Genomic DNA, 21,997 nt, shown 5'->3' with positions numbered 1-21,997 from the left:
CAGACCGCCGGAACCATCCACCGGGAGCATGATCATGACGCGCGAGATCCATCATTTCATCGACGGCAAGACCTTTGCCGGGTCTTCGGGCCAGTTCGGCGACGTGTTCAATCCGAACACCGGCGAGGTTCAGGCGCGCGTCCAGTTCGCCACTCCCGAAGAGGTCGCACAGGCGGTGGCCCGGGCCAGCGAGGCGCAACCGGAATGGGCGGCGATGAACCCCCAGCGCCGTGCCCGCGTGCTGATGAAATACAAGGCGCTCGTCGAGGCCGAGATGGACGAGCTGGCCCATCTCCTCTCCTCCGAGCACGGCAAGGTGATCGCCGACGCCAAGGGCGATCTGATCCGCGGCCTGGAAGTGATCGAGTTCGCCATGGGCGTGCCGCACCTGATGAAGGGCGAGTATACCGAAAGCGCCGGCACGGGCATCGATGTCTATTCCATGCGCCAGCCGCTGGGCGTGGTGGCGGGCATTTCCCCGTTCAATTTCCCGGCCATGATCCCGATGTGGTTCATGGGCATGGCGCTGGCGACCGGCAATGCCATGATCCTGAAACCCTCGGAGAAGGACCCGTCTGTGCCGGTCCGCCTGGCCGAGCTGATGATCGAGGCCGGCCTGCCCGAAGGTGTGCTGCAGGTGATCCATGGCGACAAGACCGCCGTCGACGCCCTTCTGCACAATGACGACATCAAGGCCGTCTCCTTCGTGGGGTCGTCCAATATCGCCCACTACATCGCCTCGACCTGCGCCCAGACCGGCAAGCGTTTCCAGGCCATGGGCGGGGCCAAGAACCACGGCATCATCATGCCCGACGCCGACATGGACCAGGTGGTCAACGACTTCCTCGGCGCCGCCTTCGGCTCGGCCGGCGAGCGTTGCATGGCGCTGCCCGTGGCCGTGCCGGTCGGCAAGGACACCGCCGATGAATTCGTCGGCCGCATGAAAGAGGAAGCGGCCAAGCTGCGCGTCGGCATCTCCACGGATGCGGATGCCCATTACGGCCCGGTCGTCTCCGCCGCACACCGCACATCGATCGAGAACTGGATCCAGGCCGGCGTCGACGAAGGCGCCGACCTGCTGCTCGACGGCCGCGGCTTCTCCCTGCAGGGCCACGAGAACGGTTTCTTCATCGGGCCGAGCCTGTTCGACAATGTCAAACCGGAGATGCGGTCCTACCAGGAAGAAATCTTCGGCCCGGTGCTGCAGGTTGTGCGCGCCGGCAGTCTCGACGAGGCAGCGCACCTGCCGTCCGAGCACCAGTACGGTAACGGCGTGGCCATTTTTACCCGCAACGGGCTGGCCGCGCGCGAATTTGCCAAGAAGGTCCAGGTCGGCATGGTCGGCATCAATGTGCCGATCCCGGTACCTGTGGCCTATCATTCCTTCGGCGGCTGGAAGCGGTCGGCCTTCACCGACACCAACCAGTACGGCACCGACGGCATCCGCTTCTTTACCAAGATCAAGACGGTGACCCAGCGCTGGCCCACCGGCGATATCGGCGATCAGGCCTTTGTCATCCCGACGATGAACTAGCCAAAAAAAGCCCCCGGCGCTCGCGGGCGCCGGGGGTAATGGCCTTGGTCAGGCAAGGCGGTGTCAGGCGCGGGCTCCGGCGGAGGCGATCAGCCAGTCCCGGGCAGTCTCGATACTGCTGAAATAACGGGCGTTTTGCGACCATTCCGTCACCTGTTCGCGTACACGGGCGGTGTACTCCTCGCTCCAGCTTTCGGGCAGGACGTAGGCAGTGGGAACGGCGCGGCCGACAGCAAACAGGAAATTCTCGATCAGTTCGCCCGAAAGCAGGGGGGAGACCTGCCGTTCCGCGCCGCGGCTGTCCGCCAGGATGCCGGCGACGTCATGCGTGCGCAGGAGTTCGCACGTACGCTCTGTAGCCCAGCCGGCTTCTCGCCGGGTGATGTGGCCTTCCGACAGAATCTCGATAAAGCGACCGCCTTCGGCGAGGTCGACCCTGACCGCCATACTCGAACACCCATACACAGTTTTGTTGTTGTTTGTGCGCGAAAGCTAGGCGCGTCGAACGGCGTTCACCAGTATTTGAAAATGAATCCCTCATCAGGTCTCGCCTACCCGTTGAAACCTGTTTTGCAAGGCAATCGGGCGTATCAGTGAATTCAGTGTGCTAGCCGGATTTTCCGCACCCGGCGCTTGCCAAGCGCGCGCTGCAGTCCGACCATGGAACATGGATGCCGTACCGTTAACTGTAATCGGGAATTGCCGCGTCATGGCCGAGTACGATTTTCGCACCGTTCCCCATATCCATGCCGGACCGGGATCGGCGAACCGGCTGGCGGATATCGCCGCACCGCTGATCGGGTCGCGGCGGCGGATATTTATCGTCACGGATACGGGCGTGCGCGGCCTCGGCCTGCTGGACGGTGCCATTGCCGGGCTTGAGGCGGCCGGCCTGGCGGTGGCGGTCAATGACAGTGTCGTCGCCGATCCGCCGGAGGACATGGTGCTGGCAGCGGTCGAGGAGGCGCGTCAGTTCGGGGCCGAACTGGTGATCGGTTTCGGCGGCGGTTCGTCCATGGATACGGCCAAGCTGGTGGCCCTGCTGCTGGGCACCGATCAGCCGCTTGCGGACATGTATGGTGTCGACCGGGTCCGGGGCGCCCGCCTGCCGCTGATCCTCATCCCGACCACGGCGGGAACCGGATCGGAAGTGACGCCGATCTCCGTCGTGACGGTCGGCGAGACCTCGAAAATGGGCGTGAACGATCCGGTGCTCTATGGCGATATCGCGGTTCTGGACGCCGAGCTGACCTACGGCCTGCCGCGTGCTGTCACAGCCGCCACCGGTATCGATGCCATGGTGCATGCGATCGAGGCCTATACGTCGAAAATCCACAAGAACCCGATCTCCGACGCGCTCGCGCTGGCGGGCCTGAAGAAGCTGCACGGCGCCATCGAACGCGCCTGCACCGACGGCCGTGACGCGCTGGCGCGCGAGGACATGCTGCTGGGCGCGCTTCTGGCCGGGCAGGCCTTCGCCAACGCGCCGGTGGGTGCCGTGCACGCGCTGGCCTATCCGCTGGGCGGGATTTTCCATGTACCGCACGGCCTGTCCAACTCGCTGATGCTGCCGCCGGTGCTGCGCTATAATGCCGAGGCCGCCGAACCGCACTATGCTGAACTCTCGGCCCATATCGGCCTGGCCAATCCCGGTGCTGCCGCGCTGATCGACGAGATGGAACGCATTGCCGACGCGGTGAAGATCGAGACCCGGCTAAGCCAGGTCGGAGTCAGTCACAACGATCTGCCCAAACTGGCCGAGGATGCGATGAAGGTGACCCGGCTTCTGGTCAACAATCCCCGGGAAATGACGCTGGATGCCGCCAAGGCCTGCTATGAGGCGGTGCTGTGATCGAGAAACGTGCCCGCGACGCCTACAGGCGTTTCCGGTTGCTGCCCACGCGCTGGGCCGACAATGACATCTATGGCCATGTCAACAATGCCGCCTATTACGGCTTTTTCGATACCGCCGTGAATTCCTTCCTGATCGAGGAGGCCGGTCTGGATATCCATGACGGGGCCGTTGTCGGCCTCGTGGTGGAAACCGGCTGCAACTACTTCGCCGCCCTGGCCTATCCGGAAACCGTCGAGGCGGGGGTGCGCGTGGCGCGGATCGGCACCTCCTCGGTGACCTATGAGATCGGCCTGTTCAGGCAGGGCGAAGATGTCCCTGCCGCCCAGGGTCATTTCGTGCATGTCTATGTCGACCGCGGGAGCCGCCGGCCTGTAGGCTTGCCCCGGACCCTGCGAACGGCGCTGGAGGCCATTCATGCGTGACGTGCAAAAACCGGTCTGGCTGTGGGTGGGCGGCCTGGCGACACTGGTTCTGGGCGCGCTGGCTGTCGTGCGGCTGTGGCCGGCGGGATAGTGGCGTGCTTTGCCATTGACCTTGGCGGGCGCAGCACCCAAGCCTTGAACCCATGACCACGCCGATCGAGTTGTGGCGCCAGCGTGTCGCCGCGGGGACCCTGAACGACGATGCTGACCAGGAACGGGCGGCGCAGGCGCTGACCGATCTGTCGGTGCGCCTGAAGACCTGGAAGCCGGGCCACAAGCCACTGTTCACAAAGCCGAAACCGCCGCCAAAGGGTCTCTACCTCTGGGGCGGGGTGGGCCGCGGCAAGTCCATGCTGATGGACCTTTTTGTCGAAACGGCGCCGGTGGAAAAGCGCCGCCGGGCGCATTTCCACGAATTCATGCAGGACGCCCATGCCCGCATCAATGCCTGGCGCGGCCTGTCCAGGGGGGAGCGCCGCCGCCGTCCCGAACATGTGAAAGGGGCGGGCGACGATCCGATCCCGCCGGTGGCGCGGGCGCTGGCGGGCGAAGCCCGGCTCCTGGCCTTCGACGAATTCCAGGTCACCGACATCGCCGATGCAATGATCCTGGGCCGCCTGTTCGAACACTTGTTTGCCGAAGGCGTGGTCGTGGTGGCGACGTCGAACCGCTTTCCCGACGATCTCTATCGCGACGGAATCAACCGCCAGCTCTTCCTGCCGTTCATCGACCTCCTGAAAGCACGGCTGGATGTGATGGAACTGGATGGCGGAGTGGATCACCGGCTGCGCCAGCTCGAGGCGGCGCCGGTCTACTACGCCCCGCTGGGGGCGGACGCCGGCCATGCCATGGACCTGGCCTGGGAAAGGCTGACCTCGGGGGCGGCGCCCCAGCACTGCACGCTGGAGGTCAATGGCCGCCGGCTCGTGGTCGAGCGCGAAGTGGCGGGGGTGGCGCGCTTTACCTTTCCCGAATTGTGTGCCCGTCCCCTGGGTGCGGCCGATTACCTGGCCGTTGCGGAGCGCTTCCACACCGTACTGCTGGACAGCGTCCCGCGCCTGTCACCGGACAAGCGCAATGAAGCCAGGCGGTTCGTCACCCTGATCGACGCGCTCTACGAGGCCAGGACCAAGCTGGTGATGAGTGCCGATGCCGAGCCTGGCGAGCTCTACCCGGCCGGCGACGGAGCCTTCGAATTCGAACGCACCGCCTCGCGCCTGATGGAAATGCGCACCCACGACTACCTCGCCGCCCATCACCGGGAAGCGGCGGCGGAACAAGCCTGCGAGGAAGATCCCCATGTCCCGATCGATCGGTCTTGACGACACGCTCACCGCCTATGTGCGCAATGCCAATCCGCCGGAACACCCGGTGCTGGCCCGCTGCCGCGAGGAGACCGATGCGATGGGCGAAATCTCGCGCATGCAGATCTCGCCGGAACAGGGCGCCTTCCTGCAGCTCTGCGCGCGCCTGGTGAATGCGAGGACGGCCGTGGAGGTCGGGGTGTTCACGGGCTATTCGGCGTTGGTCACGGCACTGGCGATGCAGGACATGCATGGCGGGGCGGCCCGGCTTTATGGTTGCGACAGTTCCGAAGACTATACCGCTCCGGCCCGGCGCTATTGGGCCGAGGCGGGCGTGGACGGGCTGATCGAGCTGCGCATCGGCGATGCCCGTGAAACCCTGGCCGGGCTGGCCGGCGAGATCGGCGGGACGGCCGACATGATGTTCGTCGACGCCGACAAGACGGGCTATGAGGCCTATTTCGAGGCGGGGCTGGATTTGCTCAGGCCCGGCGGGCTGATCCTATTCGACAATGTGCTCTGGAACGGCTCCGTCGCCGATCCGGCGAAAGTGGCCGCCGATGCAGACACGGCGGCCCTCAAGGCGCTGGCGGAGACGGTGCGGGACGACGACCGGGTGCATTCGGCCTTCACTGCGATCGGCGACGGCATCCTGCTGGCCGTGAAGCGTTAGCGCCAAAATGTAACCTTGACGGTACACCAAGTCACCTATACGTACCATGCCACCTTGAAGTTACCTAAGGAGACAGGGCATGGATGATATCGACAGGCTGGTTCGGTCCAGGGATCGCTGTCTGGCGCTGGCGGCCACGACCTTTCTCGTCTGGCAAGGCGTCAGCCTCTACCGGGATGCGATGCAATGGCTGGCCGCGCCGGCCTTGCCCGAGGGCGTCCTGACGGTGGCCGAGCTGGCCGGCGCGCTGGGCTGGGTCGCCGCGACGGTGCTGTTTCTGGTCTATGCAGGCCGGGTGACAAAAACGCGCAGCCAGGCGGTGATCGAGGACGAGCTGTTCCAGCACCACAAGCGCAAGGCGATCCAGATCGGCTATGGCGGTCTGATGCTGGCGATTGCCGCCCTGTTCGCCGTGGCGCAGCTGGCGCAACTGCCCGCCGAACCGAGCCTGCGTGTTCTTGTCGTCGTGGGCGTGTGCACGCCGCTCTTCGCCTTTCTGGCGATGGGCCGGGCGTCCGAGGGTGAAGCGTGAGCGATCTCGTCGCCCTGGAAAACCGGCTGCGCGAGTTGCGCGCCCGCCACGGGCTGACCCAGGCGCAACTGGCGGAAAGGGTGGGCGTGACGCGCAAGACGATCAATACGGTGGAAAACCGGGTGTTCGTCCCGTCCGCCATTCTCGCCCTGAAACTCGCCCGGGCGCTGGACGTGCCGGTGGAAGAGGTGTTCACCCTGCCGGTGGAATGATCAAACCCGTTCGGCCTGGGGCAGGCCGGGACCGATCGGCGCGCCGTGCGGATCGTGCAGATCGGCAAAGCCGAAGGCAGAGGGCGTCGGCCCGTCGCGATCGATCCGCTCCAGGCGGGCGCGGCCCTCGGCGACGTCGGGAATATGCCCGGCGGGTATCCACCACAGGGCGAGATGGGTGCGGGCCAGCGGTTCGAACCACTCCGCACGGCGGCTCATCACCTTGGTATGGGCGGTCTTGTAGGCGAAGGCGAACAAGGCCTCTTCGTCCGTCCATACACTCATATTGATGATGATGCGCGGATCGTCGAAGCCGGGCACACCGACGGCACCGTCCCCGGTTTCGTCGGTCAGCCGCCAGACAAAGCCCGGCATCCGCTCGGCCACCGCATTGACCGGGGCCAGGAGGTCGATGAAGGTCTGGAAGCGCGGATCGTCAATGTCGAAACGGGTGCGGGCGATATTGATCTGGGCGAGGTGAAAGTCGCGCTGGCTCATGCATCAGCCTCCGGTTCTGAGCCCAGTTAGGAAGCCGGACCGTCTCCGGCAATACCATGGCTCCGCTTTTCCCGCTTCGGCACGCGACCGCGGCGCCTTCGCCGCCTTGCCGAAGCCGCTCCGCAGCGCTAGACCGCTGCGCAAGTTCTTTGAAAAATCCCGACAGAGGAGTCCTCCCATGGCCCGAAACAAGATTGCGCTCATCGGATCCGGCATGATCGGCGGCACGCTCGCCCACGTGGCGGCCCGCGAGGAACTGGGCGATGTCGTCCTGTTCGACATTGCCGAGGGCGTGGCCAAGGGCAAGGCGCTGGACATCGCCGAGGCGAGCCCGGTCTTCGGCAAGGACAGCGCGCTGGCCGGCACGGACGACTACGCCGCGATCGAGGGTGCCGATGTCTGCATCGTCACGGCCGGCGTGCCGCGCAAGCCGGGTATGAGCCGCGACGATCTTCTGGGCATCAATCTGAAAGTGATGAAGGCGGTTGGCGAAGGCATCGCGAAATACGCCCCGAACGCCTTCGTGATCTGCATCACCAATCCGCTGGACGCCATGGTGTGGGCGCTGCGCGAGTTTTCCGGCCTGCCGCACAACAAGGTGGTCGGCATGGCGGGCGTGCTCGACTCGGCCCGCTTCCGCTGGTTCCTCGCCGAGGAGTTCGGTGTCTCCGTGGAAGACGTGACGGCCTTCGTGATGGGCGGGCATGGCGACACGATGGTGCCGCTTCTGCGCTATTCCACCGTCGCCGGCATTCCCGTGCCCGACATGATCGAGATGGGCTGGTCGACCCGGGAGAAGATGGACGCCATCGTCGACCGCACCCGCAAGGGCGGCGGCGAGATCGTCTCCCTGCTCGGCACGGGCTCGGCTTTCTATGCGCCGGCGGAAAGCGCCATCGACATGGCCGTGTCCTATCTCAACGACAAGAAGCGGATCCTGCCGTGCGCCGCGCATCTGACCGGCGAATTCGGTGTCGACGGCCTTTATGTCGGTGTGCCGATCGTGATCGGGGCCAATGGCGTGGAGAAAATCGTCGAGATCTCGCTCAACAGGGACGAGCAGGAAATGTTCGACCATTCGGTGGACGCCGTGAAGGGACTGGTCGAGGCCTGCAAGGGGCTGGAGCCGGCGCTGGCGTAGACCGCGCCACACAGCCCGAAGACCTGAAGCCGTCGGTCCGCTGGGCCGGCGGCTTTGTTTGGGCTACAGCCCGCCGGCGAAAGTGGTGCCGTTGTTCAGGCGCATCAGCTCGAAACCCAGTACGAGCAGGAAGGTGTGCCAGCCGAACGGCACCCAGAGCAGCACGCCCGCCGGTTTCGACGACCGGCCGGCCAGATTGGCGGCGAACAGGGCGTAGAGCCACATCGCGATGGCGATAAGGAAGCCCAGCGTGACGTCACGCGTGGCGAAGAAGACGACGATCTGCGTCGTCATCCCGGCCAGCAGGAGGCCGGTCAGGAGGCTGGCCAGAAGCCGGGTGCCGTCACGTCCGGAGCGCTGGACGATCCACACGCTGATGATGGCGAAAACCGGAATGAACAGGCCGACCAGGTTCAGGAGCGCAAAACTGGGCGTCCAGTTCGGGGCGTTCAGCCCCTCCAGCCAGGCATAGGAACCGGAGGCATGCACCCAGCCGGAGAGACCGCCGGCAAGGCTGGCGACGCCGATCAGATAGACCAGCAGGGTTACTACGCCCGGACCTTGGTGCTTCTCGCCCATGCCGACTCAACTCACTCCAGCCACTCCCCCGAAAAGGGGCTGGCTGCAAAACTCACGCCACCGGCCGCCGGCTTCCGTCCCGGCAGCGAAATTATTACTTCCTGGCGAGGTTAGCGTGGTGGCGCGACAATGTGGCGCCGTGGCCGGTCATAAAGAATGCGTGTATTCAGCACACCGGAATATACTTGACGCACCGCCCGCCCCTGCGCCGAATCCGCTCATGACCCAGACTGTACTCGAGACCGACCGTCTCATTTTGCGCCAGCCCGAAATATCGGATTTCGAACCCCTGTGCGAGCTGATGGGCGACGAGGAGACCGCGCGCTTTATCGGCGGCGTGCAGGAACCCGCCCATGTCTGGCGCGGCCTGTGCGGCATTGTCGGCCACTGGGCCCTGCGCGGCTATGGCTTTTTCAGCGTGATCGAGAAGGGTTCGGGCCAGTGGATCGGCCGGGTCGGACCCTGGTATCCGCATGGCTGGCCGCAGCCGGAAATCGGCTGGTCGATGAACCGTTCGACCTGGCGCAAGGGGTTTGCCACCGAGGCGGCCACGGCCTGCATGGACTGGGCGTTCGACACGCTGGGCTGGCCGGATGTGGTGCATCTCATCCATGAGGAGAATACGCCCAGCCAGGCCGTGGCGGCCAAGCTGGGCTCGCGCGATCTGGGCCGCGATGTCGAGGTGGCCGGTTTCGGGATCACCGTGGACCTGTGGGGACAGACGGCGTCGGAATGGCGCGCCCGGCGCGCCGCCCCTGGCTGATCACAACGGCAACTGGGAGTTTTCGCAATGGCATTTCGCCGCATACTCACCGTGATCAGCGGCTCGGACGACGACGAGGCCCTGTTGCGCCAGGCCCTGGCCATCGCAGAGACCCAGGCGGGCCGGCTGGACGCCCTGTTCGTGCGCCGCAATGCCGCCAGCGGCGGCGATTTCATGGGAGATGCCTTCTCGACCTATGGCATGGAGGCCGTGCTGGAGGCACTGGACGATGCGGCGTCGGAAGCCAGCCTGCGTGCGCACCGGGCGTTCGAGCGGGTGGGCGACGACGCCCCGGCGGAGCATTTCGGCCGGTTGAGCGAATATGTCGGATTACCCCATCAGGCGATGGCGGCGGAAGGGCGCCTCAGCGACCTCGTGGTCATGGCCCTGCCCCGCGGCCGCAGCGCGCCCAGCCAGCTGAGTGCCATCAAGACCGCCGCTTGCGAGGCTGGCCGGCCTGTATTGCTGCTGCCGCCCGACCGGGCCGCGGATGCCGGTTTCAAGCGGATCATGATCGCCTGGGACGGCTCGCTGGAGGCGGCCCGCGCCGTGTCGGGCGCCCTGCCGCTGCTGGCCGCCGCGGATAGCGTCAAGGCCGTGCATGCAGGCCTTCACGACGACGATTCAGCCCGGCTGGGCCGTCTTGCGAACTATCTCGACCGGCATGGTGTTGCCGCCGCCACGGAGACCGTCGATGCGTCGGGGCGCAGTATTGCGCGCGCGCTGGTTGAAACCGCTCGGGATGACGCGGCCGATCTCGTCGTAATGGGCGGTTTCGGCGCGCCGGGCTGGCAGTATGCGCTCGGCCGCGACGAGACCACGGCCCTGCTCAAGGATACCGGTTTCGCCATCTTGATGGTGCACTAGGACGAGCTGGACGCCGCGCCGCGCCGGGGCAGGATACCGGCGCCGCGCAGCGTTTCGGCATAACTGCGGCTGACCGGAACGGTCAGGCCGGTCGACAGCCGGATCTCGCCGCGGCCGCGGCTGTAGGCGGCCGTGTCGATGGCGTCGGTAGCGACCCACCAGGACCGGTGCACCTTGTGGCCCGGCTGCTGGCCGACCAGTTTCAGCGCATCGCCGAACCGGATCAGCACCAGGGCCGAACCCGCCCGCGTATGGACCCGGACATAATGATCCTCCGCCGACAGCGCGATCAGGGGCGAGCGGCGCAGTCCGGGCGCCATGCGTTCGGCCAGCAGTGCCGGCACGCGGACATGGCTGCCAGCTTCCCCGGGCGATTGCCGGCGCAGGCGCAACACGGTCCGGAACACGCGCATCGCCGCTGCGGCGACGAGCATGACCAGCAATACCGGTGGCCAGAGATAGGGAATGTCCTGCAGCTGTGGCGGATGGTTCATCAGCGCGACTTCGAAAAACGCCACCACCCCGGTCTGCAGGGTTCCGGCGATCAGCACGAGCCCGGCAAACCCCGTCCATCCCTCGGCCAGCGGGCGCGGGGCAAACCGTCCCAGGGCGGTGTCGACCGCGATCAGGATGCTGCCGCCGGCCACCATCAGCCCGCACCAGTAGATCAGGCTGAGCGCCAGCGGCGCGCGGTCCGTGTCGAACAGTCCGGCCAGGGCGAAGAAGACGCCCAGTCCTGTCAGGACGGCGATCTCGGCGGGCCAGGTGTCGCGCCCGGGTCGGTGCGGGGCTTGGATCGGCATGGCTTTGCCTATGCCGGGGCTCGCGCGCGGTGTCAAAGCCGTACGGCCTGCGTCGCGCGAACGGCACTGGCGCGGGGACGGCTGCATACGGCGAATTTCTCCACCCGTCAGGCGCAGCGGGCCGCTAACCGGATGGCACACCGGATTCGGGAGATGCCGTCATGAAAGTGAGCCGCGTAGTGGCCTTCGCCGCGCTTTGCATTCTGTGTACGGGCGTGGCCGTCTATTCCGCCTGGTACTGGATGCCGGGGATGGCGCCGTCCGGCTTCGAGCCCCTGCGCAATGGTTTCGGCCCAACCCTTCTGGGCCTGCATGCCGGGTCGGCATCGCTGGCGTTGCTGGCGGGGCCCTGGCAATTGCACGGCCCCCTGCGGGCTGCGCGTCCGGGCCTGCACCGTTTGCTAGGCCGTCTCTATGCCGTTGCGGTCGCGACCGGCGGGCTGAGCGGCCTGGCCCTGGCCGCCGGCTCGCTGTGGGGACCGGTCGTCCAGGCCGGGTTCGGCAGTCTGGCCGTAATCTGGCTGGGCGTTACCGGATTGGGTGTGCGGGCGGCCTTGAAGCGCGATTTCCCGTCCCATCGCCGCTGGATGGTGCGCAGCGTCGCGCTCACCTTTGGGGCGCTGGCGCTGCGGGTGGAAATGCCCCTGCTGATCGCGTCCGGTCTCAGCTTCCAGACCACCTATGAGATTGTCAGCTTCCTGGCCTGGGTGCCGCACCTGCTGATCGCCGAGATCTGGCTCAATACCAGCCGGCTTCGCGCAGCTTCGGCGCATAGGTCCGGCTGACCGGGGCTTCCACGCCGTTTTTCAGGGTCAGCGTGGCCCGGCCGTCGCCGCGGGACACCTGGTCCACGGCCTCGCGGGCGACCCACCAGGACCGGTGCGTGCGGGCGCCGTCCAGCGCCCCGACAGCGGCGATGGCATCGCGCAGCCGCATGAGGACCAGGCAATCCCCGGCCGCTGTGTGGACCCGCAGATAGTGGTCCTCGGCCTGCAGCGCGAGCAAGGGGACCCGCCGCAGGCGGGGCGGCAGTTTTTCCGTCAGTGCCGGTCCGGCGCGGGTCTCCGTTCTGCCGGGACCGCCGGTCCGTTCAGCCAGCATCGCCACCGTCACGACACCGGCCGAGATCACCCAGACAAGGAAGAAGGTCAGCGGCAGATCCGCCAGGCTGAGGGTGCTGCCGACAGCCGCCTGGATCGATATCACCGCGGTCGCCACCGGCAGGGACACCAGGATCGACAGGGCGAGCCCGACTGCGGTGCGCGGCCAGTCCGGCACGATGCGCGCCAGCAGTGCCGTGAACATGACGCCGGACACCCAGCCCAGCGCCATGAGCCCCGTCCAGTAGAGCCACACCCAGGGCAGGCCGAGATCGTGCGTGTCGTACGGACCGAGGATCGACAGGAAAGTGCCCAGGGCCAGGACGGCGGCCGTATTGGGGGCCAGGGATCTGAGGGTCTGCAGCGTCATGGGCCTTGTCGTTCACGAAGCGCGAACGAACACCTAGCGCAATTCGCGAAGCCCGGCAGCCCGTTTACGCAATCGGTGTTTCCCGGCGGTGCGGCAGCGTGGATGTCTTCGGGCCTTCCCGGCCGGCCTTGTTCCGGCGTTCGAATGGAGACAATGGTCCATGATCCTGCCTGCTTTCATCCTTTCTGCGGTCCTGTCCTCGGCCATGGCCGATGGCACGGCATCCATCACCGTCACGGTCGACGGTATCGAAATCGGCTCCGGCCATCTCGTTGTCGGCCTCTACGATTCCGCCGAGGGCTGGGACGGCGAGACCGCGATCGACGGCCGCCGTGTGGCGGTAACCGGCGATGTCGCCGAGATCGAATTCGGTCCGCTGCCGGCCGGGCGCTACGGCATCAAGATGTATCACGACGTCGACGATGACGGCCAGCTGGACACCAATCTTATGGGTATTCCCAGCGAGCCTTTCGCCTTTTCCAACAATGCCATGGGCCGGTTCGGGCCGGCGGCCTGGCCGGACGCGTCCTTTGCTGTGGACGCCGGCGAGAACGCCCATGCAATGAGCTTCCGCTGAGGAGAGCGCCATGTTCGCCAATCGCAGAGAGATGATCGCCCTGATGACCGCGGCGGGCGGCATGGCGGGACTGCCGGGCCCGGCCCGGGCCGAGCCGGGCGATCCGGTGTTCGAGGCCTTCGAGGCGGCGCGGCCGGAGCAACCCTGGACACTGGGCTATGCCGATGCCCCTGCCGCCGGCCTTGACGGTGTGGCGCAAAGGCTGACCGGCCGCCTGCCCGAGGGGCTGGAGGGCGTGCTCTACCGCAACGGGCCGGGCCGGTTCAGCCGCGAGAACTGGCGCTATCGCCACTGGTTCGACGGCGATGGCCTGGTCCAGTCTTGGCACCTGGAGGCTGGCGAGGCGCCGGTCCACGCGGCGCGTTTCGTGGAAACCCGCAAATGGCGGCGCGAGGAAGCGGCGGGCCGCTTTCTGGTGCCCGCCTTCGGTTCGGCGCCGCCCGACGAGGAGGGCCTGTCCGGACCGGACGGCATGAATGCCGCCAACACGTCCGTGATGATGCTGGACGGTGATCTCCTGGCCCTGTGGGAAGGCGGTTCGGCCTGGCAGCTCGATCCGGACACGCTGCAGTCGGACGGGCCGCGCGTCTGGGGCGATGGCCTGGCGGGCCTGCCGTTTTCGGCCCATCCCAAGGTCGATCCCGATGGCACGGTCTGGAATTTCGGCCAGGACGCGGCGCGCAACGCGCTGGTGCTCTGGCAGATCGCGCCCGACGGAAGCCTGCGCCGGGCCGATATGGTAGGCGATGTGCCCGGCGGAATGATCCATGATTTTGCCGTCACTGAACGGTCGCTGGTCTTCCTGGTGGGCAATCTGCGTTTCGAGCGCATGCGCCTGCCCTATCTGGAGAGCTTCCGCTGGGACGGAAGCCGGCCAATGCGCGCGATCGCGATCGACAAGGCCGACTGGTCGCAGCGCCGCACCTGGGATCTGCCGCCGGGCTTCCTCTTCCATGTCGGCGGTGCCTGGGAGCGCACCGACGGCACGATCTGTCTCGACGCGGCCATGTCCGGCGACGCCCGCTTCGCCATTGGCGGCGCCTATGACGTGATGCGCGGCGTGGCCCGCGAAGAAACGGTCTCGCAGGCCCGTCTGCACCGTCTTGTCCTTTATCCCGGCGGGCGGTCCGAACAGTCCGTGTTCGACGACGGCTATGCGGAATTTCCCCAGGTCGACATGCGTCTGACCGGGCTGGAACGGCGCTATACCTGGCATGTCGGCTGGCAGCCGGGGCAGATCCAAGGACCCACGGATATCGTGCGCCGCGACCTGGTCTCCGGCGCCACCCAGCGCTTCAGCCATGACGCGGATGTCATCGTGGAAGAACCGCTCTTCGTGCCTGCCGGTCCGGCGGAAGGCGAGGGCTGGCTCGTCCACACGGCGCTGAACACGCGCGCCGCGGCGACCGAGCTGCATGTGCTGGACGCCCGCAATGTCGGAGACGGGCCCGTCGCCAGCTGGCGCCTGCCCTATGCCTGTCCGCTGGGATTTCACGGCTGCTGGAGGCCGGCATGAACCTGGACGCCCCCTGCTGGTACCGATCCATGGGGCCAGCGCACTGTCGGCGCTGGCCCTCGGCGCTGTCCGGCTGCTCGGCCCGAAGGGCACGCTGCTGCACCGGGTTCCGGGAGCGCTCTGGGACGGTTTGATGCACACCGTCTTTCTCGCCGGCTGAGTGTGTTCGCGGTCATCGCCGCGTCCTCGACTCGCGCCAGAGGTGCAGACGATTGCAGCCGGGATGCGGCTTGGGCATGCTGGCTGTGAGGGGATGTTTCCGGGGGCGCTCATGGATACCACCGCTCGGCCCGCCCGGGCCGAACGCTTCATGCCGGACTGGCTCGTCGGCGGGCTGATCCGCCTGTCCCTGGCGCCGGGCCTGTGGCTGTGGGGACGGGCGCATGCCGGTCCCTGGCCCGAGGTCATGCCGGATATCGTCCATGCCGCCGATGTCTGGTCGGTCCCGGTGATTGCGCCGGTTCATCTGGCTCAGTTCGCGGTCTGGGGAGCGCAGATCTGCGCCGCACTGCTGGTGCTGGGTTTTCTCACCCGGCTGGCGGGCGTGGCCCTGCTGCTGGCGAGCTGGATCTACGGGGTGTGGGTGGCGCCCGAGGCCTGGCCGATGACCGTGATGTTCGCGGCGATGAGCTTCTACCTGTTCGCCCGCGGCGGCGGCGGTCTGTCGATCGACGGCGCCATTGTGGCCACGACCCGCTGACGGCGTAATATATTATACATGCGCCGCGGCTTGGTGGCATGAAGCAAGTAATGTCTTGTTTTTTAAGCGGACAAAAGCGGTGCGTAAACTTCGCCTTATGGTTAACCGGCCCGGGGCGACCACCTATCGTTAAGGTATCGCCACTAGAATGACGGTTCTGCCTGCCTCCTGTCGCCTGGCGGGCCAGTCTTTGCGAGTGTGTGATGAAGCCGGAAACCCTGGACCGCCTCAAAGCGGCCCTCGCCGGCCGCGACGCAGTCGATATCGGCCACTTCCAGTGGGTCAATCTCGACATGGTTCGTGCAGAAGCGGGGGACAAGTGGGAGACGCTGAAAGACAAGGTCTACAGCGCATCCTCCCATTTCATCGAGAAACGCCTGTCCGAGCGCGATGTCCTTCTGCGCTGCAAGGGCGGATTCATCCTGGTCTTTGCCAAGGGCAGCGACGAGGAAGCGAAGGAACGCACCGAACAGACCTCCCAGCAGCTCAACCTGTTCTTCCTGGGCGACCGTATCCTGAAACAGTTCGAGATTTCCGCGCGCAGCGAATCCATCCCGGTCGGGGACCTGGCCGATTTCATGGAGCGCAGCCGGGAGACCGGCGATGCGTCGGAAACCGAGGCGCCTGGCTCGCCCGGACCGGAGGGGCCTGGAAAATGGCGCCCCATCGCACACGATGCCCGGGAAAATACCGGTGTCCTGGCCGTCGATTCAGTGGAGAAAGACGAGCTCGATCAGGCGGTCGTGCCCAGCCAGGAAAAGACGGCCGGTACGGGGCCGCGGGCGCGTACCGCCATCGAGGACGAGGACGGCAATGTTCCCGAAGTGGCGCCCGGACACGTAACCGCGGCGTTGTTCTCCGAACTCGACAAGACCTGGGACGATATCGTTTTCAAACCGTGCTGGGACGTGCGTTTCAACCATATCATCGCCAGTTTCTGCCTGGCGCGGCGGCAGTATCGCGGGGAGACGCTGTACGGTCGCGATACGCTTCTGGGCAAGGATTCCCCGGCTTTGCACCGCGCCCTCGACCACGCCGTGGTGATTGCCGCCCAGCGCGGCTTCATGAGCCGCTATTCCGAAGGTATGAGGTGTGCGGTCGCTATTCCGGTGAATTACGACACCATTCTGGGTGCCCAGGACCGGATCCGCTATTTTTCCATCCTGCAATACGTGCCGCCGCGGCTGAGGAAGTATTTCTATATCCGCGTCGACAATATTCCCGATGGCGCGCCCCTGGGGCAGATGGAGGAATTGTTCCGGGCGATGCGCTGTTTCGGCTCCAATATTCTCGCCAAGATACCGCTCGGTACGGTGCATCTGAGCCGGTTCGAGAATTGCGGCATTACGCTGTTCAGCTCGCAGATACCCAGCCGGCGCCCCTTCGCCGCCAGTCCGGCGACCGTCGAGAAGCTGACCGCGCAGGCGACCTCGATCGTCCGCGCCAAGGCCCGCGGCTGCCTGACCCAGGTGGCGACGCTCGACCAATTAACGGTCAGCCTGGATGCCGGGTTCGAAGTGTTCTCGGGTTCGGTGATCGGCGGCGACCTGAAACGCCCGGCGCCGCTGAGAGCCTGCACGCTGGACGATATCATGCGGCGGCAATCCGACGTTGCCTGAGCGGGCGCTTAGAGGAATCGCAAGACCTGCAGCGCTAGCCTGACCTGGCCGGAGTGTTTCGCCGGGGATTTACGCGCTCATGCCGCCCGAACTGAAAAAGAAGCTCAAGAAAGTCCTCGCCGGTCGCAGTTCCGTCGATATGGGCCAGGTCCGGTTTCTCAATCTGGGCCGGGTGCGCGAGCGTGCGGGCGGCGACTGGGACCGTTTGCGCGAGAAGATCTACGAGGTCGGCCATCATTTCATCGAGAAACGCCTCGATGGAGACGACGCCGTGATCCGTTGCCGCGGCGGTTTCATGATCATTTTTGCGGCCCTGGACGGCGAAGCCGCGCAGGCCACCGTCGACGGGATCTCGCAGGAGCTGGAACGCTTCTTCCTGGGCGACAGCGACCTCGGTCCACTGGAAATCCTGGCCGAGGCGCGCAGCGTGACAACCGAGGAATTGCTGGAAATCGTCGCGCGCGACCAGGATGAGAGCGCCCGGCCGTCCGGGACGGGCGATGCGGAGGCCGGCGGTCACGAACCCGGCCGGACACCGCCCTGGACACCCGACCGGCGCCTGGAACGGGCGGGCGAAACGGGTGCGGCCTGGGTCGAGGCGCCCAGACCCGGTCCCAGACCGGTCTATACGCCCCGGCCCAGGGCCATCTACACCGAGAGCGAAGGCGTGTGGGACGATATCGTCTTCAAGCCCTGCTGGGACGGGCGCAAATCGGCCCTGCTGCACAATATCTGCGTTGCCCGCCGGGTGGTGAAGGGATTTGCCTATTACGGGCGTGACACGCTGATGGGGGCCGACGACCGGACACTGCACCGCAAGCTCGACGAATCCGTGGCGCGCGCAGCCCAGCGCGGCTTCCAGAAGGCCTACGCCCAGGGCGGCGCATGCGCCATCATCGTGCCGGTGCACTACGACACCATCGCCACCCTGTCCCAGCGCATGCGCTATTTCGCGATCCTGCAATCCGTGCCGGAGCCGATGCGCCGCTTCTTCTTCCTGCGCGTCGACGGCGTGCCTGACGGCGCGCCGCTGGGGCAGATGCAGGAGCTGTTCCGCTCGATGAAGCATTTCGGCGCCTATGTACTCACGCAATTGCCGTTCGGAGCAAGCGATCTGAAACGTTTCGACGGTTGCGGCATCGGCATTTTCGGGACCGAAGTGCCTGCGCGGATGAATGAAACCGGGCCCGACGAGGCGCAGCTTATGGCGATGGCGGACTGGGTCGCCTCGGCGTGCCTCCTGAAGGCCGAAACCTATTTCACCCAGACGGCGGGTATCGAGGTGCTGCAGGCCGGACTGTCGGCCGGTGTGCGCTATTTCTCGGGTCCGCTGATCGCGCCGGAAATGGCTCTGCCCGAGCCGGCCCGGCCCCTGAGCCTGGCGGAAATACTCGACGCCTGGCAGCGGCGGGACACGTTGCAGGTCTAGCTGAAAGACAGCGCTGTTGAATGCGTTGCGCTGACCGGACCCGGTGTTATAAGGCAGGTCCTGTCTGGCCATCCGTTCGCTTCCTTCCTCCCGCGAGGCCCCATTCATGAATATCCACGAACATCAGGCGAAAGCCGTCCTGAAAACCTTCGGCGCGCCCGTCGCCGAGGGCGTTGCCATTTTCTCCGCCGACGAGGCCGCTGCCGCGGCCGACAAACTGCCCGGACCGCTCTGGGTGGTGAAGTCGCAGATCCATGCCGGCGGTCGCGGCAAGGGCAAGTTCAAGGAACTCGGCCCCGACGCCAAGGGCGGCGTGCGCCTGGCCTTTTCCAAGGACGAGGTCCTCGCCCACGCCAGGGAAATGCTGGGCAACACACTGGTCACTCACCAGACCGGTCCGGACGGCAAGCAGGTCAACCGCCTCTATATCGAGGACGGCGCCGATATCGCCACCGAGCTCTACTGCTCGTTGCTGGTGAACCGCGAGACCGGCAAGGTCGCCTTCGTGGTCTCCACCGAGGGCGGCATGGACATCGAACAGGTGGCCGAAGAGACTCCGGACAAAATCCTCACCATCGACATCGATCCGGACACCGGTGTCACCGGCGCCGATGCGGCCCGGATCGCCGATGCGCTGAAGCTGGAAGGCACAGCCCGCGACGACATGCTCTCGCTGGCGCCGACGCTCTATCGTGCCTTCACCGAGAAGGACATGTCGCTCTTGGAGATCAACCCGCTGATCGTCATGGAAAACGGTCATGTCCGGGTGCTGGACGCAAAAGTCTCCTTCGACGGCAATGCGCTCTTCCGTCATCCCGATATCCAGGAACTGCGCGACACCACCGAGGAAGACGCCAAGGAGATCGAGGCATCCAAGCACGATCTGGCCTATGTGGCGCTGGACGGGAATATCGGCTGCATGGTCAACGGTGCCGGCCTGGCCATGGCGACGATGGACATCATCAAGCTCTACGGCGCCGAGCCGGCCAACTTCCTCGATGTCGGCGGCGGCGCCTCCAAGGAAAAGGTCACCGCGGCCTTCAAGATCATCACCGCCGACAAGAATGTGAAGGGCATCCTGGTCAACATCTTCGGCGGCATCATGCGCTGCGACGTGATCGCCGAGGGCGTGGTCGCGGCCGTGAAAGAGGTTGGCCTGCAGGTGCCGCTGGTGGTGCGCCTGGAAGGCACGAATGTGGAAAAAGGCAAGCAGATCATCAATGAGAGCGGTCTCAACGTGATCGCCGCCGACGATCTGGACGATGCCGCCCAGAAGATTGTCGCCGCCGTGAAGGAGGCCGAATAATGTCGATCATCGTCGATAAGAACACCAAGGTCATCGTCCAGGGCCTGACCGGCAAGACGGGCACCTTCCACACCGAACAGGCGCTGGAATATTACGGCACCCGGATGGTCGCCGGCGTGCACCCGAAAAAGGGCGGCGAGACCTGGTCCTCCGGCCTGGAAAGCTCCGCCGAACTGCCGATCTACGCCTCTGTGGCGGAAGCCAGGGAACGCACGGGCGCCGACGCCTCTGTGATCTACGTGCCGCCGGCCGGTGCCGGTGCGGCCATCATCGAGGCGATCGATGCCGAGATTCCCTTCATTGTCTGCATCACCGAGGGCATTCCGGTGATGGACATGGTCAAGGTCAAGGCGAAGCTCGACAAGTCCAACTCCATGCTGCTGGGCCCGAACTGCCCGGGCATCCTGACGCCGGAAGAGTGCAAGATCGGCATCATGCCGGGCCAGATTTTCAAGAAGGGCTCGGTGGGCGTGGTCTCGCGCTCGGGCACGCTGACCTATGAAGCCGTGTTCCAGACCTCCCAGGTCGGCCTTGGCCAGACCACGGCGGTGGGCATTGGCGGCGACCCGGTCAAGGGTACCGAATTCATCGACGTGCTGGAAAAATTCCTGGCCGACGACGAGACCCGGTCGATCATCATGATCGGCGAGATCGGCGGTTCCGCCGAGGAGGACGCTGCCCAATTCCTCGCCGACGAGGCGAAGAAGGGCCGCAAGAAGCCGACCGTCGGCTTCATTGCCGGCCGCACCGCGCCTCCGGGCCGCACGATGGGCCATGCAGGCGCCATCGTCTCCGGCGGCAAGGGCGGCGCGGAAGACAAGATCGCCGCGATGGAAGCCGCCGGTATCAAGGTCTCGCCCTCGCCTGCACGTCTGGGCACGACGCTGGCGGAGCTGCTGAAGGGCTAAACGCCCTTGGCCGCGACAACAAAAACAAGCCGCGCTCCGGGTGTCCGGGGCGCGGTTTTCTGTTTTCGTGGACCCTCGGGGGCGAAGGCCGGCTTGGGCGCCCCGCCGGGCCTATCCCGCTATCGGACAGCTCGCCGGGACCTCGCTCCCGCCCCGCTTGCTGCGCGATCCCCACACCGGCGTGAGCCAGGATGGGCGGTCTGGTGTGTACAGCTTTTGGCTGGCCAACCTACCCCGCCCCCAGCCGGTCGCGGTAGCGGCGGCTGCCGGGGATTGTGGCGCCGGTGTCCAGGGTGATCGTGACGTCGCCCTCGCCGGTCGGGGCGATTTCACGGATGCGGTCGCGATTGACCAGCCAGGAGCGGTGCACGCGGACCGCGTCGATACCGGCTTCGGCGAGCAGGCATTCCAGCTGGGCCAGCGTCATGCGCGCGAGATGCGTGCGGCCCGCAAAGCGGGTCTCGACATAGTTGCTGGCGGCTTGGGCGCATTCGAAACCTTCGGCCTCGAGCAGCAGCACTCGACCCCCGCATTTCAGCGTGATGCGATGCCGGGTCTGCGCTTCGGTTGCTGCAGCGCCTGCTTCCATGCGCGCACGTTCCAGTGCCATGTCGGTGGACAGGATGAACTGGAAGCCGACATAGGCGAGCGCCTGTTTGCGGAACTCGTAGACGAATACATCCAGCATGGTGCCGTCGGTGGTGTAGGCGAAACCGTAGACGGACGGCCAGATCAGGTCCCGCAGCGTGAACATGACGGCGATCTGGAACAGTCCGTACGCCAGAAGCCCGGTGGCATGGACGGCGAGCGACATCGCAAGGCGTCCCCGTTCGAAGGGAAAGCGCTGACCCAGCCAGAGTACGACTGGAAGCGCCACCAGCATGGGAAGGATGGCGCTGCCTTCCTGCACCCAGGGCAGATAATCCGGCCACGCTCGCCCCGACCAGCGCAACTCCGTGCCGATCGACAAGGCGTTGAGGACGTAGAAGGTGAGTATGATACCGGCGGAGATCAGCAGGGCGCGCCTATAGGCCCGGGTTTCGGTTTCCCGCTCCGCCTGGCGATCGATGTCCGGCTGTACTTGTATCGGCTGTGCCATGATCTGATCATGCCCTCAACCCGCTCCGGCGCAAGTCGGCTGATTGGAAGCGAGGCGGCCACTCGTCCCGCACTGCCGCCGTTCGGCCCCGCAATACAGCCGGCGGTCCCCTTCACCCGTTCTCCGTCCCGGCAGGATCGACGGACGCGAAACGCGACGGCAAATTCGAGGCATATTATCCTTCCGGAGT

The 21,997-nt window shown here is 65.9% G+C and carries 24 protein-coding genes; 18 read left to right on the top strand and 6 right to left on the bottom strand.

Annotation, left to right across the window (positions count from 1 at the left end; translation table 11 throughout):
- The first annotated feature begins 34 nt into the window (after positions 1 to 34).
- A complete protein-coding gene (locus tag Q1U94_RS10390; RefSeq protein WP_300544190.1) occupies positions 35 to 1,534 on the top strand; it encodes a CoA-acylating methylmalonate-semialdehyde dehydrogenase in 1,500 nt (499 codons plus the stop codon).
- A gap of 63 nt (positions 1,535 to 1,597) precedes the next feature.
- Here Q1U94_RS10390 and Q1U94_RS10385 read toward each other — a convergent pair whose 3' ends face one another.
- A complete protein-coding gene (locus Q1U94_RS10385) occupies positions 1,598 to 1,981 on the bottom strand; it encodes a hypothetical protein (RefSeq protein ID WP_300544188.1) in 384 nt (127 codons plus the stop codon).
- Between the two features lie 262 nt (positions 1,982 to 2,243).
- On the opposite strand from Q1U94_RS10385, the gene Q1U94_RS10380 reads away from it, so the two are divergent.
- From Q1U94_RS10380 to Q1U94_RS10355, 6 genes are all read left to right on the top strand, one after another.
- Positions 2,244 to 3,386, top strand: coding sequence for an iron-containing alcohol dehydrogenase (locus Q1U94_RS10380; RefSeq protein WP_300544185.1), 1,143 nt, complete (start codon positions 2,244 to 2,246; stop codon positions 3,384 to 3,386).
- On the top strand, positions 3,383 to 3,811 hold the full coding sequence (locus Q1U94_RS10375; protein WP_300544182.1) for a thioesterase family protein: 429 nt from the start codon (positions 3,383 to 3,385) through the stop codon (positions 3,809 to 3,811). The genes Q1U94_RS10380 and Q1U94_RS10375 overlap by 4 nt, the downstream gene beginning before the upstream one ends.
- Before the next feature lie 143 nt (positions 3,812 to 3,954).
- Complete coding sequence (gene zapE, locus Q1U94_RS10370) at positions 3,955 to 5,133, top strand: cell division protein ZapE (protein ID WP_300544179.1); 1,179 nt, start codon at positions 3,955 to 3,957, stop codon at positions 5,131 to 5,133.
- A complete protein-coding gene (locus Q1U94_RS10365) occupies positions 5,111 to 5,788 on the top strand; it encodes an O-methyltransferase (RefSeq protein ID WP_300544176.1) in 678 nt (225 codons plus the stop codon). The genes zapE and Q1U94_RS10365 overlap by 23 nt, the downstream gene beginning before the upstream one ends.
- A gap of 79 nt (positions 5,789 to 5,867) precedes the next feature.
- Positions 5,868 to 6,320 (top strand): hypothetical protein, encoded by a 453-nt coding sequence (locus Q1U94_RS10360; protein WP_300544173.1) that lies wholly within the window; start codon positions 5,868 to 5,870, stop codon positions 6,318 to 6,320.
- Positions 6,317 to 6,532: a helix-turn-helix transcriptional regulator gene (locus Q1U94_RS10355; protein WP_300544170.1), complete on the top strand. Its 216-nt coding sequence runs from the start codon at positions 6,317 to 6,319 to the stop codon at positions 6,530 to 6,532. Before Q1U94_RS10360 ends, Q1U94_RS10355 begins: the two co-directional genes overlap by 4 nt.
- Here Q1U94_RS10355 and Q1U94_RS10350 read toward each other — a convergent pair whose 3' ends face one another.
- Positions 6,533 to 7,030: a DUF3291 domain-containing protein gene (locus Q1U94_RS10350; RefSeq protein ID WP_300544168.1), complete on the bottom strand. Its 498-nt coding sequence runs from the start codon at positions 7,028 to 7,030 to the stop codon at positions 6,533 to 6,535. It abuts the gene before it with no gap.
- Between the two features lie 178 nt (positions 7,031 to 7,208).
- Between Q1U94_RS10350 and mdh the strand changes: the two genes are divergently transcribed.
- A complete protein-coding gene (mdh, locus tag Q1U94_RS10345) occupies positions 7,209 to 8,171 on the top strand; it encodes a malate dehydrogenase (protein WP_300544166.1) in 963 nt (320 codons plus the stop codon).
- 63 nt (positions 8,172 to 8,234) lie between these two features.
- On the opposite strand, the gene Q1U94_RS10340 is transcribed toward mdh, so the two are convergent.
- Positions 8,235 to 8,750, bottom strand: a complete 516-nt coding sequence (locus Q1U94_RS10340) for a TspO/MBR family protein (protein ID WP_300544164.1) — start codon at positions 8,748 to 8,750, stop codon at positions 8,235 to 8,237.
- 220 nt (positions 8,751 to 8,970) lie between these two features.
- On the opposite strand from Q1U94_RS10340, the gene Q1U94_RS10335 reads away from it, so the two are divergent.
- Both Q1U94_RS10335 and Q1U94_RS10330 read left to right on the top strand, forming a co-directional pair.
- Positions 8,971 to 9,513, top strand: coding sequence for a GNAT family N-acetyltransferase (locus tag Q1U94_RS10335; RefSeq protein ID WP_300544162.1), 543 nt, complete (start codon positions 8,971 to 8,973; stop codon positions 9,511 to 9,513).
- A gap of 27 nt (positions 9,514 to 9,540) precedes the next feature.
- A complete protein-coding gene (locus Q1U94_RS10330; protein WP_300544160.1) occupies positions 9,541 to 10,380 on the top strand; it encodes a universal stress protein in 840 nt (279 codons plus the stop codon).
- Here the strand turns inward: Q1U94_RS10330 and Q1U94_RS10325 are convergent.
- Positions 10,377 to 11,183 (bottom strand): LytTR family DNA-binding domain-containing protein, encoded by an 807-nt coding sequence (locus tag Q1U94_RS10325; protein WP_300544158.1) that lies wholly within the window; start codon positions 11,181 to 11,183, stop codon positions 10,377 to 10,379. The genes Q1U94_RS10330 and Q1U94_RS10325 overlap by 4 nt on opposite strands.
- Before the next feature lie 161 nt (positions 11,184 to 11,344).
- Between Q1U94_RS10325 and Q1U94_RS10320 the strand changes: the two genes are divergently transcribed.
- Positions 11,345 to 11,968 (top strand): DUF2306 domain-containing protein, encoded by a 624-nt coding sequence (locus Q1U94_RS10320; RefSeq protein ID WP_300544155.1) that lies wholly within the window; start codon positions 11,345 to 11,347, stop codon positions 11,966 to 11,968.
- On the opposite strand, the gene Q1U94_RS10315 is transcribed toward Q1U94_RS10320, so the two are convergent.
- Complete coding sequence (locus tag Q1U94_RS10315; protein ID WP_300544153.1) at positions 11,922 to 12,653, bottom strand: LytTR family DNA-binding domain-containing protein; 732 nt, start codon at positions 12,651 to 12,653, stop codon at positions 11,922 to 11,924. The two genes, Q1U94_RS10320 and Q1U94_RS10315, sit on opposite strands and share 47 nt — an antisense overlap.
- 160 nt (positions 12,654 to 12,813) lie before the next feature.
- Here Q1U94_RS10315 and Q1U94_RS10310 point away from each other — a divergent pair, with 160 nt between their 5' ends.
- The 7 genes from Q1U94_RS10310 to sucD all read left to right on the top strand — a co-directional run bounded on the left by Q1U94_RS10310 (position 12,814) and on the right by sucD (position 20,708).
- A complete protein-coding gene (locus Q1U94_RS10310; protein WP_300544150.1) occupies positions 12,814 to 13,230 on the top strand; it encodes a DUF2141 domain-containing protein in 417 nt (138 codons plus the stop codon).
- A 10-nt stretch (positions 13,231 to 13,240) separates the two neighbouring features.
- Complete coding sequence (locus Q1U94_RS10305) at positions 13,241 to 14,746, top strand: carotenoid oxygenase family protein (protein ID WP_300544148.1); 1,506 nt, start codon at positions 13,241 to 13,243, stop codon at positions 14,744 to 14,746.
- Positions 14,747 to 15,017: 271 nt separating this feature from the next.
- Positions 15,018 to 15,446, top strand: coding sequence for a TQO small subunit DoxD (locus Q1U94_RS10300; RefSeq protein WP_300544144.1), 429 nt, complete (start codon positions 15,018 to 15,020; stop codon positions 15,444 to 15,446).
- A 203-nt stretch (positions 15,447 to 15,649) separates the two neighbouring features.
- Entirely contained in the window at positions 15,650 to 17,065 is a 1,416-nt protein-coding gene (locus tag Q1U94_RS10295) for a hypothetical protein (RefSeq protein WP_300544141.1), read from the top strand.
- Positions 17,066 to 17,144: 79 nt separating this feature from the next.
- On the top strand, positions 17,145 to 18,494 hold the full coding sequence (locus Q1U94_RS10290) for a hypothetical protein (RefSeq protein ID WP_300544139.1): 1,350 nt from the start codon (positions 17,145 to 17,147) through the stop codon (positions 18,492 to 18,494).
- 106 nt (positions 18,495 to 18,600) lie between these two features.
- Positions 18,601 to 19,800, top strand: a complete 1,200-nt coding sequence (gene sucC, locus Q1U94_RS10285) for an ADP-forming succinate--CoA ligase subunit beta (RefSeq protein WP_300544137.1) — start codon at positions 18,601 to 18,603, stop codon at positions 19,798 to 19,800.
- Positions 19,800 to 20,708, top strand: coding sequence for a succinate--CoA ligase subunit alpha (gene sucD, locus Q1U94_RS10280; protein ID WP_300544135.1), 909 nt, complete (start codon positions 19,800 to 19,802; stop codon positions 20,706 to 20,708). Before sucC ends, sucD begins: the two co-directional genes overlap by 1 nt.
- A gap of 229 nt (positions 20,709 to 20,937) precedes the next feature.
- On the opposite strand, the gene Q1U94_RS10275 is transcribed toward sucD, so the two are convergent.
- Positions 20,938 to 21,807 (bottom strand): LytTR family DNA-binding domain-containing protein, encoded by an 870-nt coding sequence (locus Q1U94_RS10275; RefSeq protein ID WP_300544133.1) that lies wholly within the window; start codon positions 21,805 to 21,807, stop codon positions 20,938 to 20,940.
- Between the last annotated feature and the right edge of the window lie 190 nt (positions 21,808 to 21,997).

It is taken from the genome of Maricaulis sp. (genome assembly GCF_030149515.1).
GTDB lineage: Bacteria > Pseudomonadota > Alphaproteobacteria > Caulobacterales > Maricaulaceae > Maricaulis.
The sequence above is the reverse complement of the archived record's forward strand: the minus strand, read 5'-3'. Positions and strand labels throughout refer to the sequence as shown.

Bases quoted from the DNA above. Each gene is read 5' to 3' on its own strand.
- Q1U94_RS10390 (WP_300544190.1), top strand. From the start codon at position 35: ATGACGCGCGAGATCCATCATTTCATCGACGGCAAGACCTTTGCCGGG.
- Q1U94_RS10385 (WP_300544188.1), bottom strand. From the start codon at position 1,981: ATGGCGGTCAGGGTCGACCTCGCCGAAGGCGGTCGCTTTATCGAGATT.
- Q1U94_RS10380 (WP_300544185.1), top strand. From the start codon at position 2,244: ATGGCCGAGTACGATTTTCGCACCGTTCCCCATATCCATGCCGGACCG.
- zapE (WP_300544179.1), top strand. From the start codon at position 3,955: ATGACCACGCCGATCGAGTTGTGGCGCCAGCGTGTCGCCGCGGGGACC.
- Q1U94_RS10365 (WP_300544176.1), top strand. From the start codon at position 5,111: ATGTCCCGATCGATCGGTCTTGACGACACGCTCACCGCCTATGTGCGC.
- Q1U94_RS10360 (WP_300544173.1), top strand. From the start codon at position 5,868: ATGGATGATATCGACAGGCTGGTTCGGTCCAGGGATCGCTGTCTGGCG.
- Q1U94_RS10350 (WP_300544168.1), bottom strand. From the start codon at position 7,030: ATGAGCCAGCGCGACTTTCACCTCGCCCAGATCAATATCGCCCGCACC.
- mdh (WP_300544166.1), top strand. From the start codon at position 7,209: ATGGCCCGAAACAAGATTGCGCTCATCGGATCCGGCATGATCGGCGGC.
- Q1U94_RS10340 (WP_300544164.1), bottom strand. From the start codon at position 8,750: ATGGGCGAGAAGCACCAAGGTCCGGGCGTAGTAACCCTGCTGGTCTAT.
- Q1U94_RS10335 (WP_300544162.1), top strand. From the start codon at position 8,971: ATGACCCAGACTGTACTCGAGACCGACCGTCTCATTTTGCGCCAGCCC.
- Q1U94_RS10330 (WP_300544160.1), top strand. From the start codon at position 9,541: ATGGCATTTCGCCGCATACTCACCGTGATCAGCGGCTCGGACGACGAC.
- Q1U94_RS10325 (WP_300544158.1), bottom strand. From the start codon at position 11,183: ATGCCGATCCAAGCCCCGCACCGACCCGGGCGCGACACCTGGCCCGCC.
- Q1U94_RS10320 (WP_300544155.1), top strand. From the start codon at position 11,345: ATGAAAGTGAGCCGCGTAGTGGCCTTCGCCGCGCTTTGCATTCTGTGT.
- Q1U94_RS10315 (WP_300544153.1), bottom strand. From the start codon at position 12,653: ATGACGCTGCAGACCCTCAGATCCCTGGCCCCCAATACGGCCGCCGTC.
- Q1U94_RS10310 (WP_300544150.1), top strand. From the start codon at position 12,814: ATGATCCTGCCTGCTTTCATCCTTTCTGCGGTCCTGTCCTCGGCCATG.
- Q1U94_RS10305 (WP_300544148.1), top strand. From the start codon at position 13,241: ATGTTCGCCAATCGCAGAGAGATGATCGCCCTGATGACCGCGGCGGGC.
- Q1U94_RS10300 (WP_300544144.1), top strand. From the start codon at position 15,018: ATGGATACCACCGCTCGGCCCGCCCGGGCCGAACGCTTCATGCCGGAC.
- Q1U94_RS10295 (WP_300544141.1), top strand. From the start codon at position 15,650: ATGAAGCCGGAAACCCTGGACCGCCTCAAAGCGGCCCTCGCCGGCCGC.
- Q1U94_RS10290 (WP_300544139.1), top strand. From the start codon at position 17,145: ATGCCGCCCGAACTGAAAAAGAAGCTCAAGAAAGTCCTCGCCGGTCGC.
- sucC (WP_300544137.1), top strand. From the start codon at position 18,601: ATGAATATCCACGAACATCAGGCGAAAGCCGTCCTGAAAACCTTCGGC.
- sucD (WP_300544135.1), top strand. From the start codon at position 19,800: ATGTCGATCATCGTCGATAAGAACACCAAGGTCATCGTCCAGGGCCTG.
- Q1U94_RS10275 (WP_300544133.1), bottom strand. From the start codon at position 21,807: ATGGCACAGCCGATACAAGTACAGCCGGACATCGATCGCCAGGCGGAG.